This window comes from Streptomyces sp. DS1-CR2 (assembly GCF_055760475.1).
This window is the reverse complement of sequence record NZ_CM147085.1, coordinates 781,442-797,879: the sequence shown is the minus strand read 5'-3', so window position 1 is coordinate 797,879 and position 16,438 is coordinate 781,442. Positions and strand designations below refer to the sequence as shown.

10 protein-coding genes and 4 pseudogenes are annotated in these 16,438 nt (G+C 69.1%); 9 read left to right on the top strand and 5 right to left on the bottom strand.

Annotation, left to right across the window (positions count from 1 at the left end):
• Positions 1-74: 74 nt before the first annotated feature.
• Positions 75-485, bottom strand: a pseudogene (locus ACY0PA_RS03910) (GNAT family N-acetyltransferase); the annotation flags it as partial.
• Between the two features lie 258 nt (positions 486-743).
• On the opposite strand from ACY0PA_RS03910, the gene ACY0PA_RS03905 reads away from it, so the two are divergent.
• A complete protein-coding gene (locus ACY0PA_RS03905) occupies positions 744-1,487 on the top strand; it encodes a class I SAM-dependent DNA methyltransferase (protein WP_473083342.1) in 744 nt (247 codons plus the stop codon).
• Between the two features lie 82 nt (positions 1,488-1,569).
• On the opposite strand, the pseudogene ACY0PA_RS03900 reads toward ACY0PA_RS03905, so the two are convergent.
• The 3 genes and pseudogenes from ACY0PA_RS03900 to ACY0PA_RS03890 all read right to left on the bottom strand — a co-directional run.
• Positions 1,570-1,779: pseudogene (locus tag ACY0PA_RS03900) on the bottom strand (NAD(P)-dependent alcohol dehydrogenase); the annotation flags it as partial.
• A 14-nt stretch (positions 1,780-1,793) separates the two neighbouring features.
• Positions 1,794-2,450: a YceI family protein gene (locus tag ACY0PA_RS03895; protein ID WP_473083341.1), complete on the bottom strand. Its 657-nt coding sequence runs from the start codon at positions 2,448-2,450 to the stop codon at positions 1,794-1,796.
• Between the two features lie 507 nt (positions 2,451-2,957).
• Positions 2,958-3,659 carry a 2-phosphosulfolactate phosphatase gene (locus ACY0PA_RS03890; protein ID WP_473083340.1) on the bottom strand — a complete coding sequence of 234 codons (702 nt, stop codon included), beginning with the start codon at positions 3,657-3,659 and terminating at the stop codon, positions 2,958-2,960.
• A 347-nt stretch (positions 3,660-4,006) separates the two neighbouring features.
• Between ACY0PA_RS03890 and ACY0PA_RS03885 the strand changes: the two genes are divergently transcribed.
• The 4 genes and pseudogenes from ACY0PA_RS03885 to ACY0PA_RS03870 all read left to right on the top strand — a co-directional run.
• A complete protein-coding gene (locus tag ACY0PA_RS03885; protein WP_473083339.1) occupies positions 4,007-5,458 on the top strand; it encodes an amidase in 1,452 nt (483 codons plus the stop codon).
• Positions 5,459-5,738: 280 nt separating this feature from the next.
• Positions 5,739-6,182 carry a DUF1254 domain-containing protein gene (locus ACY0PA_RS03880; protein ID WP_473083338.1) on the top strand — a complete coding sequence of 148 codons (444 nt, stop codon included), beginning with the start codon at positions 5,739-5,741 and terminating at the stop codon, positions 6,180-6,182.
• A gap of 24 nt (positions 6,183-6,206) precedes the next feature.
• The gene (locus ACY0PA_RS03875; RefSeq protein ID WP_473083337.1) at positions 6,207-8,312 is read left to right on the top strand and encodes an ATP-binding SpoIIE family protein phosphatase; all 2,106 of its coding nucleotides are present in this window, start codon (positions 6,207-6,209) and stop codon (positions 8,310-8,312) included.
• Between the two features lie 393 nt (positions 8,313-8,705).
• Positions 8,706-9,170 (top strand): annotated as a pseudogene (locus ACY0PA_RS03870) (monooxygenase); the annotation flags it as partial.
• 796 nt (positions 9,171-9,966) lie between these two features.
• Here ACY0PA_RS03870 and ACY0PA_RS03865 read toward each other — a convergent pair.
• Complete coding sequence (locus ACY0PA_RS03865; RefSeq protein ID WP_473083336.1) at positions 9,967-10,770, bottom strand: SAM-dependent methyltransferase; 804 nt, start codon at positions 10,768-10,770, stop codon at positions 9,967-9,969.
• A gap of 110 nt (positions 10,771-10,880) precedes the next feature.
• Here ACY0PA_RS03865 and ACY0PA_RS03860 point away from each other — a divergent pair.
• The 4 genes and pseudogenes from ACY0PA_RS03860 to ACY0PA_RS03845 form a co-directional block, all read left to right on the top strand.
• A pseudogene (locus ACY0PA_RS03860) lies at positions 10,881-11,107 on the top strand (FCD domain-containing protein); the annotation flags it as partial.
• Between the two features lie 436 nt (positions 11,108-11,543).
• On the top strand, positions 11,544-12,272 hold the full coding sequence (locus tag ACY0PA_RS03855; RefSeq protein WP_473083335.1) for an SDR family oxidoreductase: 729 nt from the start codon (positions 11,544-11,546) through the stop codon (positions 12,270-12,272).
• A gap of 395 nt (positions 12,273-12,667) precedes the next feature.
• Entirely contained in the window at positions 12,668-14,428 is a 1,761-nt protein-coding gene (locus ACY0PA_RS03850; RefSeq protein ID WP_473083334.1) for an MOSC domain-containing protein, read from the top strand.
• Positions 14,429-14,777: 349 nt separating this feature from the next.
• The gene (locus tag ACY0PA_RS03845) at positions 14,778-16,229 is read left to right on the top strand and encodes an FG-GAP repeat protein (protein WP_473083333.1); all 1,452 of its coding nucleotides are present in this window, start codon (positions 14,778-14,780) and stop codon (positions 16,227-16,229) included.
• Positions 16,230-16,438: the final 209 nt, after the last annotated feature.

The window sequence follows — 16,438 nt, the reverse complement described above, 5'->3', positions numbered from 1 at the left end:
TCGCACCATGACGCGAGCGAAGTCAGGACCAACCCCGCTGCAACGCCCGTTGAACCTGTGCCACTGACCGCGGCTCAAAGGCCCCTTCGCATGAGAACGCACATCGTCTCGTGGCTACGGATCGACCCGTCGGGCCCTTCCTCGTCCCAGGCCTCCGGTTTGCGCCCATACGCGACATAGCCCAGGCGTTCGTACAGGGCGCGGGCCCGGGGGTTGCTTTCCTCCACCGCTGGTTCGGCCCTGCGCAGCCCGCGGTCCCGGATCCGCTGTTCGGCAGCGCGCACGAGCAGCGTTCCCAGGCCGCGGGACTGCAGTGCCGGGTGCACGGTGAGCTGCCACAGGAATCCGGACTCCTCGGAGACCCGGAAGTCGATGCCGCCGATCGCCACCGGCAGGTCCTCGGGAGTGCATACAGCCAGGTAGTCCACCTCGCCCAACGCATTTCGCGGAGCCCGCCTGACGTTCCGCCCATGCTCGGCACCACCGCCGAGCACGGGGTCCGGCAGGGTGCCTGGCTGCGGCACAGGACGGTCACACTGGACGGGAGGCGCCGGAATGGGGGCTGTATGAGCCGGAGTTGGCGCGAGCCTTGCTATAGAGGACGCGCGCTCACGCGTGCCGAGCAGGCGGGTGACGCCACGGCCCTGGGGCTGCTGCCGGAAAGGCACGGGGCCGGCACGCGTGCGATGGCACTGTCAGAAATTCGCTGGACATCGCGTAGGCCAGCGGCGAGCGTGAGCGGTATGGAGCAGGCGAAAATCTGGGATGCGGATGTTGCCAAGCGCTACGACACGCCGGGGTCCGGCATGTTCGCGCAAGAGATCCTGGGTCCGACCGTGGACCGCCTCGCCGAGCTCGCAGGGGACGGAGCCGCGCTTGAGTTCGCCATCGGGACCGGCCGCGTAGCCGTCCCGCTCGCCGAGCGAGGGATTCCTGTCACCGGCATCGAATTGTCATTGCCGATGGTGGAGCAACTGCGCACCAAGGCGGACGAAGCAACGATCCCGGTGATCACGGGTGACATGGCGACCACCGTCGTCCCGGGGAAATACACCGTGGTCTATCTCGTCTACAACACGATCTCCAACCTGCTCACCCAGGCTGAGCAGGTCGAGTGCTTCCGAAATGCGGCCCGACACCTCGATCCCGGTGGTCGGTTCGTGATCGAGCTCTGGGTACCTGAGCTGCGCAAGCTCCCGCCGGGCCAGACAGCCATGGTCTGCCAGACCGATGTCGGCTACATCGGTCTGGACACCTATGACGTGCTGCGTCAGCACGTCGTTTCACACCACTTCCGGTTCGACGAGACCACGCAGGCTCAATTGTTCCGCAGCCCTCACCGCTACATCTGGCCGGGGGAACTCGACCTCATGGCCCAGCTGGCTGGATTCGAGCTGGAAAGCAGGCATGCGGACTGGGCGGGCGGCGCCTTCACCGCCGAGTCGCCCTCTCACGTCTCCGTCTACCGCATTCCACCAACGTCGTAGCTGGGGTGGGGGGTTTCGTGTGTGGGCGACTTCCAAGGCCGAGGCATGCAGCGCGTCGGATGAGGCGCTGCGTCCTGTCCGATCAGCTCAGGTCGGACATGTCGAGTACGAAGCGGTAGCGGACGTCGTTTCGGCGAAGGCGGTCGAGGGCCTCGTTCACCTGTGCCGAGGGGAGCAGTTCGATGTCGGCGCCGATGCCCATGTCCGCACAGAAGTCCAGCATGGCGGCGGTCGCAGGACGCCCGCCGCTGCCTGCGGAGCTGAGTTTCTTGCGCCCCACAAGGAGGTCCATGCAGGGTGGTGCGGCTATGCGATGGGTGTGGAGCGGATGGCGGAGATGTCGAACTGCAGCCGGACTTTTTCGCTGACCATGGTGCCGCCTGCCTCGAGGCGTTGGTTGTAGACGAGGCCCCATTGGGTGCGGTCGATGGTGGTGGTGGCGTCGAAGCCGGCTCGTTCGTAGCCGAAGGGGTCGAGGACGGAGCCGAGGTAGTCGAGTTGCAACTCGACGGGCTGGGTGACGCCGCGGATGGTGAGGTCGCCCGTCATGCGGAAGGTCTCTGCGCCTTCGTGGGTGGTGGCGGTGCTGCGGAAGGTCATCTCCGGGTGGCGGCGGGCGTCGAAGAAGTCGGTGCCGATGAGGTGGGCGTCGCGTTGTTCGACGCCGGTGTCGACGCTGGCGACGCGGATGGTGATGTCGGCCCGGGACTGGGCGGGGCGGGCTCCGTCGAAGTACAGGGTGCTGTCGTAGTCGGTGAAGGCGCCGCGGACGGTGGTGACCATGGCGTGGCGTACGGAGAAGCCGATGCGGCTGTGGGGGCGGTCGATGGTCCATTGCCCGGTCAGTGCGCGAAGGGCGGGGTCGAGCGCGGGGCCGGCGGCGGCGTTGGGGAAGGGTGTACGGGGGCCGGCGGCAGGTGTCGGGTCGGTGGTCGCGCTCTGGCGACGGCTGAAGATACCCATGCGGTCGTAGCCCTCCTCGATTTTGATTACTCCGTGTTATCACGGTGTGGGGAGGGGGTGGGCGGGGAGATGGGTGGCCTCGTCCGATATCTCTGCCGCGGCCTGCAAAGATGCACAGGATCAACCCAGGATCGTCATAAGTGTGGAGGTACTGTCCGACGATACGTCGTCACGTAAAGTCACTGCGCGGTTCGGTGGGGTGGCGAGGTCGGCGTTCGTGGCGAACGCGGTGACCGCCCTCGCAGCCCGAACGCGTGAACAGGGGCGGTCTCCTGTAGGGCAGGGGCGGAGTGGTCCGCCCGCCTGGCCACGCAACTGATGCGTATTCGTCGCCGGGGTCTCGCGGGCGGGCGATGAGTGCGGCCGTGGGTCGCGACGGGGTGTCGGCCATTGGGTCGATCGGCTGAGGCGCGGTCGCTGATCAGTGGACGGTCGCTGGTGGGAAGGGCTCTCCGCCACCTGGTGGCGTGGGCGTGGCGTGGGCGACCACGTGGTGCGCGAGAGGGATCAGGCCGAAGTTTCGTCGGTCAGCGACGGCACCGCGCACGGACGGAGGATCATGAGCGAGTCTTCCAAGGTCGCCACCATGGCAAAGGGGAACCGGTCGAGCTGGAGGCAGAGTGCCACGTCATCAGGATGGACTCCCTGACGCACGCCCTCCGCCAGTTCGGCGGCGGCGCGCGACTCGCCGGCGCGGCGGAGGAACTCAGCTGCATCCGTCCCAGCCTCGGTGGCCCTCCGAGCGATGTATTGAGCGCACGCCAGATCTTCATCGGCCTGCCCATCCTCGCCCGTGACCACGAACGTGACGCCGTCACACTCGCGTATCCGCAAGAGCCGGGCCGTTGCCTCCGCCACCACGAAGCTTGCGCACAGCACCAGCGACGCCTCCTTGACCGCAAGGGCGCCGACGGTCCCTGCCGTGGTCTTCTGCACAACGGTCCGTCCGCCGAGGTCAATAGACCGCAGCAGGCCCGGCGAGTTGACGGTGTCGAACCCGGGCGCGGACGGACCGTCTTTGCTCGCCACCCAATCCGGGTGGCGAGCCTTGAGCGCCAGGGCTTCCTCCAGTGACTCGGCAAGAACGATCTTTTCCGCTCCCCGGGCAAAGGCCCAGGCAGCCACCGTGAAAGCGCGCATGACGTCGACCACGACCGCCACGGACGGTGCTTCGACCAGCTCAGAGGTGCCAAGGAAGTGAGCGTCCATCCAGTCATGATCGCGTACGCCCGACCCGAAGCGCTCGGGCAGTGATGCGCATCTCGTCCACGGTCTCGGAAAGCGACAACTCCGGCTGCCCGCGTCGCGAAAGCAGTGCGCAACGACATGGGCCCCACCGAGCCCTGACTCGTCACCAGGGCCGCCCCATCGGGCATGCCCGTCACCACCCGCCGGAGATCCACACGCGACGCATCCGTGCAACGCCATCTCCTCTGCCGCCATAGAGGAGGGGAGAGGCTCCTGCAGCCCTGAGTCTTGCTGAGTATTAAGACGTCAAACCCGTTGCGCGAGACGGTATTTCGTGACCCTTTCAAGTGGCCGACACGGTCGGATTCATGGAGTGGAATTCTCAGTCAGCCGAAAAACTTGCGGCTGCCTTGCGTGCCGGTGAAGTGACCTCGGTGGAACTGACCGACGAGGCGATCACCCGTATCGAGCGGGACGACAAGGCGATCAACGCAATCTGTGTGCCGGACTTCGACCGTGCGCGGGCCGCCGCGCGCGGTGCCGACCAGGCGCGCGCCCGCGGTGAGGACCGGCCGCTGCTCGGCATCCCGGTGACGGTCAAAGAGTCCTACAACATGGCCGGGCTGCCCACGACTTGGGGCATGCCGCTGCACAGGGACTACATGCCGGCCGAGGAAGCGGTGCAGGTGTCGCGGCTCAAGTCCGCGGGCGCGGTCGTGCTCGGTAAGACCAACGTGCCCTTGGGACTGCAAGATGTGCAGAGCTTCAACGAGATCCACGGCACCACCAACAACCCGTGGGATCACGCTCGCACGCCGGGTGGATCCTCCGGCGGATCAGCGGCGGCCCTGGCGTCCGGATTCGGCGCGCTGTCCATCGGCTCCGACCTCGCCGGTTCGTTGCGTACCCCCGCACATTTCTGCGGTGTCTACGCGCACAAGCCGACGCTCGGGCTGGCGGCGAACCGCGGTATGGTCCCGCCGTCCGCGCCGGCATTGCCGGCCGACCTTGACCTCGCCGTCGTCGGTCCGATGGCGCGCACGGCCCGCGACCTCGCCCTCCTGCTCGACGTCATGGCCGGACCGGACCCGCTGACGCTCGGTGTGGCGCACGACTTGGCCCTGCCGCCCGCGCGCCACGAGCGGCTCTGCGACTTCCGGGTCCTGATCCTCGACAATCATCCACTCATACCGACCGGGTCCGCTGTGCGGGCGGGCGTGAACCGGGTGGCCGCCGCGCTGGTCGACGGCGGTGCCCGCGTCGAACGGCACAGTCCGCTGCTTCCCGATCTGACCGAAGCCGCGATGCTGTACACGCAGTTGCTGTTCTCGAGCTCCGTTGCACGTTTTCCCGTCGAAGGGTACGAGCAGCTGCGGACCCGCGCCGCCGGACTGAGCGCAGACGACCAGAGTCTTGAAGCGGCGCGGCTGCGCGGCATGGTGCTCAGCCACCGCGACTGGATCGAGGTGAACAGCCGTCGCGAGCTCCACCGCCACGGCTGGCGGCAGCTCTTCGCCGGGTTCGACGCCGTGGTGTGTCCCATCACGCCGACTCCCGCGTTCCCGCACGACCACAACCCCGATCCGAGAGAACGCCGGATCGACATCGACGGCGTCGAGTATCCGTACTTCGACCAACTCGTCTGGGCCGGTCTGCCCACCATGCCCGGTCTACCCGCCACCGCCATACCGGCGGGCCGGTCTCCCGAGGGTCTCCCGGTGGGAGTGCAGCTCATCGGTCCGATGTACGAGGACCGCACCCCGCTGCGACTGGCCGAACTGCTCGAGCAGCAGATAGGCGGCTTCCAGACACCGGCATAGGGCGTATTGCCAGGGCGTCCGTCGAGGGCGCGTTGCGGATCACGACGAGATTCTCCGCATGCGCACACAAGCGGCTTCGAGCCCGGTCTGGTGAAGGGGGTCTGGCGTTGGGGCCTTCGGTTGAAGCTGCACCACACATGCTCCCGGAACCCGGCCGCCATCGGCTTACTGCCGGATGCCCCACGCTCGACCGTGTCGTGAGGGGCCGGACGCAGGTGGCGGGGCGAGGCAGGTGGGGTGAGGATGGCGCCGAAGGGAGTCCCAGGAAGGCGGTGTGCGCATGGCGGAAGAAGCCGGTGGGCCGGTGGCTGCGGCGTACCTCTACGGCTTCCCGGTGTTCTTCTGCCTGGAGCAGGTCGCGCGGACCACCCGCGAGGGGATCTCGGCGCCGCCCGCCGCCCCGTTCAATGCCTTCAGCCACGCCATCGCGCCGGCCGGACCGTGGGACGCCTTCGTCAGCGTCAACAACGACACGATCTACTCCTCGGCACAGCTGGACCTCAGCGGCGGTCCGCCGCTGCTGCGGCTCCGTGACACGGCCGGGCGTTACCACGTGATGCAGTTCGTCGACACCTGGACCGACAACTTCGCCTACCTCGGCCACCGTGTCACCGGAACCGGAGCAGGCACCTTCCTGCCCATCCCGCGTGAGTACCCACCGCGCCCGGAAGCCCTCGACGGCACGTGCACCCTGCCGCCTCTCAACACCGCTCAACCCGCCTGAAACAGTCGGACAGGAGGGACGTACGTGGTTGACGCCGACCCCCACCTCGGCACGGCAGCATCGGACTCGGCCGTGCTGGAAGCATTGTTCACCCAGGCACCGCTCGGCCTCTTCCTTCTCGACGAACAGCTGCGGGTGCGTCGCTACAACACATCGCCCCGTGGCCTGCGTGGCATCTCCACCGAGCGGGTAATGGGGCGGACGTTCGGAGAGGTCAGTTCGGGCCTCGACACCACGGAGCTCGCCGTCCTCGCTCGGGAAACCCTCCGCACGGGTCAGTCCGTGCTACGGCACACCCTGAAGGGCACGTCGGCCACCCGACCGGACGAGGACTTGACGGTCTCGGTGTCCGTGTACCAGGTGGACGACGCGGCCGACGGGCAGCCCGGTGTGCTCCTAGTGGTCGAGGACGTGACCGAACGTGAGGCGGCCCGAGCGCGGCTCGATCTCCTGTACGACTCTCGCCGGACCGTCGGCACGACGCTTGATGCGACGACGACCGCCCGCGAACTGGCGAGCGCGCTGGTGCCGGCCCTCGCCGACGCCGCGACCGTGCACATCCTGGATGCGGTACTGCGCGGTGAGCCTCGCCGTCGGGGACCGGTCGACACCGGACAGCCTCTGAGCCGGGCGGCGTTCCTGAACGGGCCCGGCACACACGCCGACGAAAGGGACACGATCCTTGGGACGCTGCCCCTGGCCTCCCCCCTCACACGGAGCCTCGAGGACGCCAAGCCCCGCCTGATCACGCACCTGGACGCCGAGGGGGTCTGGTCACCCGAGCTGTCCGAGCACGCCCACGCACTTGCCGCCGCGGGCGTCCACTCGTTGATGGCCGTGCCCCTCGTCGTACCGCATGCTGTGCTCGGTGTCGTCACGCTCTACCGCTCGGAGCGACCCCAGCCGTACACACGGCAGGATCTCGATCTGGCGGTGCAGGTCGCCTCCCGGGCTGCCCTCGGCGTCGACCACGCGTCGAGCTACGCACGGGAGCGGAACACGGCAACGGCCCTCCAGCGGCATTTGCTGCCGAGCCGTACGCCGGAGCTGACAACCGTCGAGACGGCGCATCTGTACCTGCCCGTGAGGGCGGGCGGGGACTGGTTCGACGTGATCGAACTGTCCGGAGCGCGGGTCGGACTCGTCGTCGGCGACGTCGTCGGACACGGGATCGAGGTCGCGGCCATGATGGGGCGCCTCCGTACCGCCCTGCGCACGCTCGCCGAACTCGACCTGGAGCCGGACGAGTTGCTGACCCATCTCGACGAGATCGCTGCCCGGCTCGCCAGTGAGAACGGCGACGTCAACAGGTTGGGCCACGATGACGGCATCTCTACCGGCGGACGGGTCGCCACCTGCGTGTACGCCGTATACGACCCGGTGAAGCGCCGTCTGACCCTCGCCTCCGCCGGGCACCCCGCCCCGCTGATCGTCTCGCCGGCCGGAGAGGTCACCACTGTGGAGGCCGACGCCGGCGCCGCGCTCGGCACGGCCCACAGCACGTACGAGACAGCCACGTACGACCTCGACGACGGCGCCGTCCTCTGCATGTACACCGACGGACTGCTCGCGGGCAGTGACGAGGCGGCGGACATGCTCCGGCGGGTTCTCGCCCACCAGGACCGTGCGCTGCCCGAGACGGCCGACGCGATCGCCTACGCCCTGGCCGACGAGCAGGCCGAGGACGACGCCATGCTGCTCCTCGCACGCGCCCACGGTCTCGCCGATGACCAGGTGGCTCAGTGGGACCTGCCGTCCGACCCGTCGGTGGTCGCCACGGCGAGGTCCCTGGCCGAACGGCAGCTGGCTGCCTGGGGGCTGGAGGACATCGCGTTCGAAACCGAACTGATCATCAGCGAACTGGTGACGAACGCCATCCGGTACGGCGAGGGCCCGGTGCGTCTTCGGCTCATCCGTGACCGGCACCTGACGTGCGAGGTCACCGACGGAGCCAGTACCTCGCCTCACATGCGCCGTGCCCACGCCACCGACGAGGGCGGTCGCGGGCTGTATCTCGTGATGACCATGAGCCACCGCTGGGGCACGCGCTACGCCGCACGAGGCAAGACGGTCTGGGCGCAGCAAACCCTTCCCGCCCGGACCGACGACGGCGCTCGATCGACACAGTGAAGCAGCCGACCGCCATGCAGCGCCGCACGGCCTGGACGAGAACGTCCGGCAGGTCGAGCGGGCCGGCGCCGAGCCGGGCGCGAGCCTCAACGGCGTTCTGGGCGTGGTCACTTGGCACCTGACCCGCTCGACGGCATTCGTCGACCTGCTGCGCGTGCGGGGGGGGACGGCGAGCAGGCCCGCGCGCTGGCCGAGCGCGTCCGCACGGTCCTGGCCCGGTGCCTGCCCGCCGGGCATCGTCTGTCCGCCGACGTCATGCTCGCCGTCGCGATGGTCTCCGGCGCCGTCGCCGGCCCCACCCCGGCGGAACGAGAGCGCGTCGCCCTTGCGGCTTGGCAACTGCTCGGCGTCGAGGTGGGGCCATTGCGGCCCTGCGAGGCGGTCGTGGACGTGTCAGGGAACCTGCCCGTGACCGGCCGGGGCGGGGTTCAGCTTCTGCACGCGTGGGCTCAGCAGGGCCCACGTACTCTGCACGGCTTCACCAGCAACGGGTTCCCGAACCTGATCCAGATGGGCTCGCTGCAGAACGCCAGCAGCGTGAACTTCACGCACATCCTGGACGAACAGGCCGTGCACGCCGCCGCCCTGGTCAACGCCGCGCAGGAGAAGAGCGCCGTCGTGGAGCCGACCCCCGATGCCGGGGCCGCGTGGATCGACGTCTGCGCCAAGGGCGCCCCCGACCATGAGTGGTTCCACGCCGAGTGCACCCCCGGCTACTACAACCGCGAGGGCCGCGGGCGCCCCAACGGTCCCACGGCCTACCCGCACGGAGCCGTCGCTTTCCATGACCTCCTGCGCCGCTGGCGTGAGCAGAACATCACCGAGGCCCTCCAGGCCAAGGCCACCGCCTCGATCTGATGCGTCGACCGGTAGGCGGCGGCACCCCTATTGCCGGGTTCTGCAGGGTGGGTTTTGGCCTTGCCTGTGTAGTGGTTGGCGGTGGGAAGGCCGGGTACTCGGGGTGCACGTGAAGGATGGTGAGACAGAGAGTCGCCCGGCGGCGTACGTGGTGCTCCCCGATTCCGGTGAGGAGGCCATGCCAGGCGGTATCCAAGGCCTCCGTAACCCAGGATGGGGAGGAGAATTCAAACGATGGCGCGGATTTTCGTTGATGGCGATGACTTGGTCGTGCATCTGTCATGGCGGGAAAGGGCAGCCGCCCGCCACGGCAATGTGCGCACGCCGCTGACCGCGGTGATCCGGGTGACCGTCGAACCCGACTGGTGGAGGGCTCTGCGCGGTGTCCCCCATAGAGGCGTATGGATCCCAGGGACCTGGTGTATCGGCACGCGCAGCCACCAAGCCGGGATGGATTTCGTGGCCATACGGTCCGGCAGGCCGGTCGTGTGTGTCGAACTGCGGACCTCTTCCCCTTCTCCCTTCAGCCTCCTCGGCGTCTCTGTTCCCACCCCCGCGGAAGCCACCGACACAGCACAGTCGATCTGCGGAAAGGCACCAGAGATCGACACATCCACGCCTTGGCGGCAGCCGCTTCCAGTCCCCGGGGAGAACTCGGCCTGAGCAGCCGACGACCGGTGGCCGAAGAGGCGTCACCGACGAGCTTGGGGTCGGATGGGCGTTTGTCGTCCGGAACCACACGCCGGGGCCGCGGTGGTGTGTTGCCGAACCTGGAAGCGGGGACTGAGGCGACCGCTCACCGGGAGCCGGTCTTGCGGCCCACGCCCCCGTAGAACCCGATCCCCTCGGACCCGGCGGGCGGTGGGATGTCCGGGCGCCAGAACGGGGCCTGGGCCAGGCCGGGTTCGACCAGTTCGAAGCCGGTGAAGAAGCGCTCGACCGCGGCGCGGGACCGCAGGTTCAAGGTGGCCGTGGCCTTGCTGTAGACGGCCTGAGCCGCACTGCGGTCGGCGAAGTCGCCCGTGGCGTGGGAGAGGACGAGGAAGCTGCCGGGTGCCAGGGCGTCGCGCAAGGTGGCGACGATCCGCTCGGGCTCGTCCGCGTCGGTGAGGAAGTGCAGGACGGCGACGAGAAGCAGGGCGACCGGCTCGTCGAAGTCGATGACCTGACGGACGTCCGGGTGGTCGACGACGGAGCGCGGGTCGCGGAGGTCGGCCAGGGCGATGCCGGTGGCGCTGGAGCCACTCAGCAGGGCGCCCGCGTGCGCGCTCACGATCGGATCGTTGTCGACGTACGCGACCCGCACGTCGGGCGCGACGGCGTGCGCGGTCTCGTGCACGGTCGGCGACGTGGGCAGGCCCGTGCCGATGTCGAGGATCTGGCGGACGCCGCTGCCCACGACGTGCCGGACGGCGCGCCCCAGGAAGGCGCGGTTGGCCCGCAGGCCGATGCGCACCTCGGGCGCGGCGGCGGCGAGTTCGTCACCGGCCCGCTGGTCCACCTCGTAGTGGTCCTTGCCGCCGAGCAAGTAGTCGTAGATCCGGGCGGGATGCGGTGTGCTGGTGTCGATCTTCCCGGCGTGGAAGCCGTCCTGTCTCACGCTGAGCCCCTCCCGGCCTCGATGATCCCCCAGCCTGCCATATCAACCGCCGTGCAGCTGACGGTAGTTGCTCTGGTCGTCGCACCATGCGTCGCATACTGCGTTCCCACAAGCTCGAACGCATGGAGCTGGTCATATCCAGCGGCCTGGCCGTCCGCGGTCGCCTCGTCCACGCTCCGACCGTCCGGAGGGCCCGGTCCCCAGCCACCGCGCCGTGCTCGACGCCGTCAGGGCGCAGGATCCCGACGCGGCCGAGTCGGCCATGCGCACCCTGCTCGATCAGGCCGTCCGGGACCTGGCCAAGGTCCGGGGCGGGCACGGCCCCGGCCTGGACTGAGCGGACGGCCCCGCGGTCTACGTGGAACCCCGAGCGGACGTTGGCGGTCTGGGTGGCGTCGGCGTTCGGGACCGGCTGGTCCGGGCCAGCCGGTCTGCACGAACTCGACGATCCGAACTCCGTCGCCCACTGAGACCGGCCCCACGGCGACTGGCATCGTCCTGGCGGAGGCTCGCACCACCGTCCCGCGCGGCCATACGGGATTAACCAGCACGAGCCTGTGGATCGCCCCTGAAGCGGGTCGGTACGCCGTCCCTCCGACCAGCTGCGTGCACCCCACCCGCGAGGACCGCGGTTTCGCGGCACTGGGGCGGGCGTTCCACACCACGGCTGCCGACATCGCACACCCTCAGCCGGTGCAGCCCATGTTCGATGCCGGTCCCAAATGGCTGTTCTTATGTCATATTGCGCACATGCCCCCAACGAAAGGGTTGTAATGAAGTTCGCAGTCATCGGTGGTACCGGACTGATCGGTTCGCAGGTCGTCAAGGATCTGAACGCCGCCGGGCACCAGGCGGTACCGCACTCGAAGTCCACCGGAGTCGACGTCATCACCGGCCAGGGACTCGACGAGGCGGTGGCCGGAGCCGACGTCGTCGTCAACCTGACGAACTCCCCGACCTTCGACGAAGCCTCCCCGGCCTTCTTCCAGACCTCCATGGACAACCTTCTGGCCGCGGCCGACAAGGGCGGCGTCGGCCACTTCGTCATTCTCTCGATCGTCGGCACGGACCAGGTGCCGGAGCTGGACTACTACCGGGCCAAGACGCTCCAGGAGCACATCCTCGCGAACGGACCGGTCCCCTTCTCGATCGTCCGGGCGACGCAGTTCATGGAGTTCATGGACGCCGTCATGTCCTGGACCACCGACGGCGACATCGTCCGGCTGCCCGCCACGCCGATCCAGCCGATCGCCTCGAAGGACGTGGCCGCTGCGGTGGCGGAGGTCGCCGCGGGCGCCCCGCTGAACGGCATCCGCAACATCGGCGGCCCCGAGATCTTCAACCTGGACGAGCTGGGCCGGATCACTCTGTCCCACAAGGGCGACAGCCGTACCGTCGTCACCGACCCCACCGCCGGCATGTTCGCCGTCGTCAGCGGCGACGTCCTCACCGACAAGAACGCGCACCTCGCCCCCACCCGCTACACCGACTGGCTCTCCTGACTCGCTACCTGCGGGGGCTGTTCCGGCCCGGCACCGTCAAGCGGGCCGCGGTCGGTGGCAGCGCGGCGGTGCACGCCACCGCTGTCAAGGGCGGCCCCGCGCCGCTGATCACGCCGGCGAGCGCGTCGTCGGCGTGATCTGCCTCCACGCGACCCCTGATGGCGTCGGGGCGCTCCACATCCAGGTCAGCCCCGATAAAATGGAACGCTTCACCAGCCGGTGGGCGGCCGGCGGCGCCCACCGCCCGCTCACGGAGATCTGGCGACCCACGGCACAGGCAATACCTGGCAGAATCCTGTTCCACGAGCCGGGCCGGTACCCCGTCGCCTGACTCAGCCACAGATCACAGCGCCATGATGGGCTGCCCGAGGCGGCCACCCCGCAGGAGGTCCGCAATGGCGACGCTGCTGTCCGTCAACACAGGTATGCCCGAGGACGTGTCCTGGCAGGGCAGGACGGTCCACACCGGAGCCTGGAAGGCCCCCGTCCAAGGCCCCCGCATGGTCCGGCGGCTGAACGTCGACGGAGACGGTCAAGGAGACCTGGCTGGGCACGGCGGCGAAATTCGAGCCGTCCTCGTCTACCAGCTGCAGTCCTACCAGTACTGGCAGAAGCGCCTCGGCCGCGACGACCTGACCTTCGGGATCTTCGGGGAGAACTTCACCGTCGACGGTCTGCTCGACGACGAAGTATGCATCGGCGACCGGTACCGGATCGGCGAAGCAGAATTCGAAGTCACCCAGCCCCGCGTCACCTGCTATCGCGTCGGCATGCGTCTGGGCGAACCCACCATGGCCTCCCTCCTGGTCGCCCACCACCGCCCCGGCTTCTACCTGCGCGTGATCAACGAAGGACGCGTCCAGGCCGGCGATGACATCACCCAGACGCGCAAGGGCCCCGAAGAACTCAGCGTCGCCGACACCGACGCACTGCTCTACCTCCCCGACCGCGACCCCGCCAAGCTGCGCAAAGCACTGAACATCCCCGCACTCAGCCCCGGCTGGCAGCAGTCCTTCCGTGAACTCGCCGCCGCCCAGCAGCCCCAGCAGGAACCGGGATGGCCGGGCGAACGCGTCAGCACCCAGCAACCCAGAGAAGAACCGGCATGGCCCGGCTTCAAGACCATGCGCGTCGCCCGTGTCGTCCCCGAGACTCCCACCATCTCGTCGATCTACCTCACCACCACCGACGGCACCCCCCTACCCGAGGCACGCCCAGGCCAGTACCTCTCCATCCGCCTCACCGTCGGCGAAGCCGCCCCCGCAGTGCGCAGCTACTCCCTGTCCTGCGCGCCCACAGTCGGCACCTACCGCATCAGCGTCAAGCGCGAGCCCCACGGGAAAGTCAGCAGCTACATCCATGCCACGCTCCACCCCGGTGACCTCGTGGACATCGCCAGCCCCCGCGGAACCTTCGTACTCGAAAAAGGCACCCGCCCGATCGTTCTCCTCTCCGCAGGGATCGGTGCCACTCCCGTGCTCGCCATGCTCCACCAACTCGCCGCCACACGAGACCCACGCCCCATCTGGTGGATCCACACTGCCCACGACCGCACCCACCACGCTTTCGCGGAGGAGGCCAAGGCGCTCCTGGCCCAACTCCCCAACGCCCACGAGCACATCTACTACACCGCCGAAAACCCACATCCCGACGAGCCCCACATCAGCCAGGGCCGCCCGACCGCCCAGTCACTCAGCGCCACGGGCATCCCCGCGGACGCTGACGCCTACCTCTGCGGACCACCCGCCTTCATGGACGACCTCGGCGGCTTCCTGCGCGATCACGGTCTGCGCCCCGAGCAGATCCATACGGAACAGTTCAGCGCTCTCCCCGCCATCAACCCCGGCGTCACACCCACCGCCGCGATCCGCCCGCACCAACCACCCGGTCCCACGGGCACCGGCCCCCTCATCACCTTCGCCCGCAGCGGCATCACCGCTCCATGGTCACCCGCTCACGCATCCCTCCTCGATTTCGCCGAGGCCTGCGACGTCCCCACCCGCTGGTCCTGCCGCACCGGCGTGTGCCACACCTGCATCACTCACCTCGTGGCAGGCGACATCACCTACACCACCCCACCCCTCGAACTCCCCGAGCCCAGCACCATCCTCGTCTGTTGCAGCCAACCGACCACCGAAGTCGTCCTTGACCTCTGATCGGCCGTCAACGGCCCGTCACCGGAGAATGCGGTAACCACATAGGAGCGACCGAACAGGTGCGAACATGCCCTGTCGAGGGAGGCCGCCATGGCCACCACGCATGCCCCGCAGACGTTCGACTCGACCTGCTCCTTCGCCGAGCCGGACGTAGGTTGGCCGCCACCCGCCGGAGCGGGTGAACATCGCCCGTCAGGACCACTGGCTGGGTCGGCTGCACGGAAGACGACGCTCCGCGGTCGCACGCCGAACCCTCACTTGAGTCCGTACCAGCACAACCCTGGGAGCCTTTCGGATGTCCCACAGGTGAACTCCACACCTCGGACACCTCGGACCTCTTGGAGCCCACGTGCGCACACGGATACGGAAGTTCGCCACAGCAGCCACCCTTGTCGCTGCGGCTGCTGCCGGGCTGCCCTTCCCGGCCTCGGCCTCTGCGCCCGCGCAGGCCGATGGCGACTTCAACGGGGACGGGTACGCGGATCTTGCCGTGGGCGTGCCCGACGGCACGGTCGCCAGCAAGGCGAGAGCCGGCTACGTCAACATCGTCTGGGGCGGCCCGAAGGGAATCGGCGCTCACGGCAGCATTCGCATCAGCCAGGCCACCCCCGAGGTTCCCGGGACACCGGAGACGGGCGACCGCTTCGGGGGCTCCGTGGCTCTGGTGGACACCAGCGGCGACGGCATCGCGGAACTCCTCGTCGGCGCCCCCGGCGAGGACGTCACCGGTCGCGGCACGGACGCGGGCTCGGTCACCGCGGTGGGCGGGGCCAGGGGCGGTCCAGGCCCGGGCTCCGTCGTCCTCAACGGCCCCTCGGCGTCGGCGGCGTTCGGCCTGGCGGTCGCCTCGGCCGATCTGACGGGCGACGACAGCAGGGACATCGTGATCGGCGGCAAGGACAAGGTCGTCCTGCGCACCGCCGACGGCGTCTACACCACCGTCGTCACCGCCCCCATGGGCGGCCACGCCCCCATCCTGGCCACCGGCGACTTCACCGAGGACGGCACGGCGGACCTCGCGGTCGGGTACTGGACGAAGACCCCGTTCACCCAGTCCCACGTACGCCTGTGGGCCTGGGACGCGACCGAGCAGGCCATGGCCAACACCTGGAACACCGACAACGCCGGCGTCTCCGCCCTCGCCGCGGGCGACTTCGACGGCGACGGCCACGACGACCTGGCCCTCGGCGAGTGCCGTGAGATCGCCGACGAGAACATCGACGACCCGTGCGGCCCCGAGGAACTGGCCAAGGGCGGCGGCATCCACGTCCACTACGGCAACGCAACGCCCGGCAGCTTCGGGTTCCGCCGGCAGACCCTCAACCAGGACACGGTCGGCGTGGCGGGCGTCGCGGAGATCGGTGACCACTTCGGCGCCGCCCTTGCCGTCGCCGACATCGACAACGACGGCCGCGACGACCTGATCGCCGGCGCCCCCGGCGAGGCGATCGGTACCCGCTCGGGCGCGGGCGCCGCGACCCTCCTGTTCGGCGGCCCGACCGGCCTCGTCGACGCGTGGGGCGAAGGCCATTCCGTCGGGTTCCAGCAGGACACCCCGCGCGTGCCGGGTGTCGCGGAAGCCGCCGACGCGTTCGGCGCCGCCGTCGCCACGGGCGACTACGACCACGACGGCAGCGCGGACGTGGCGGTCGGCTCTCCGGGCGAGAACGCCGCCTCGGGCGGCGTGTGGCTGCTGCCCCGGGCGAGCGTCAACGGCTCCTCCGCGTTCACGCCCGCCGAGCTGGGCCTGCCCTCCCCGTCGAGCGCGCTCGCGTACGGCAGGTACCTCAGCGGCCAGTGACGCCCCTGTCGGTGAGGGAAGGCCGGCGTACGACGTACACCCGGCCGTGAGTGATCCGGGGGGATCCGTACTCCTGGCCACCAGCTGACAGACGGCGAGGGTCACGCCCGCATCAGATCTGCCGTGAGTGGCGTGGGTGAACTGTTGTGTGCGTGCGGGTGCGTGCGGGTGTATCCGGGTGTGGCAGACCGGAGGGTGGGGAACGGCTG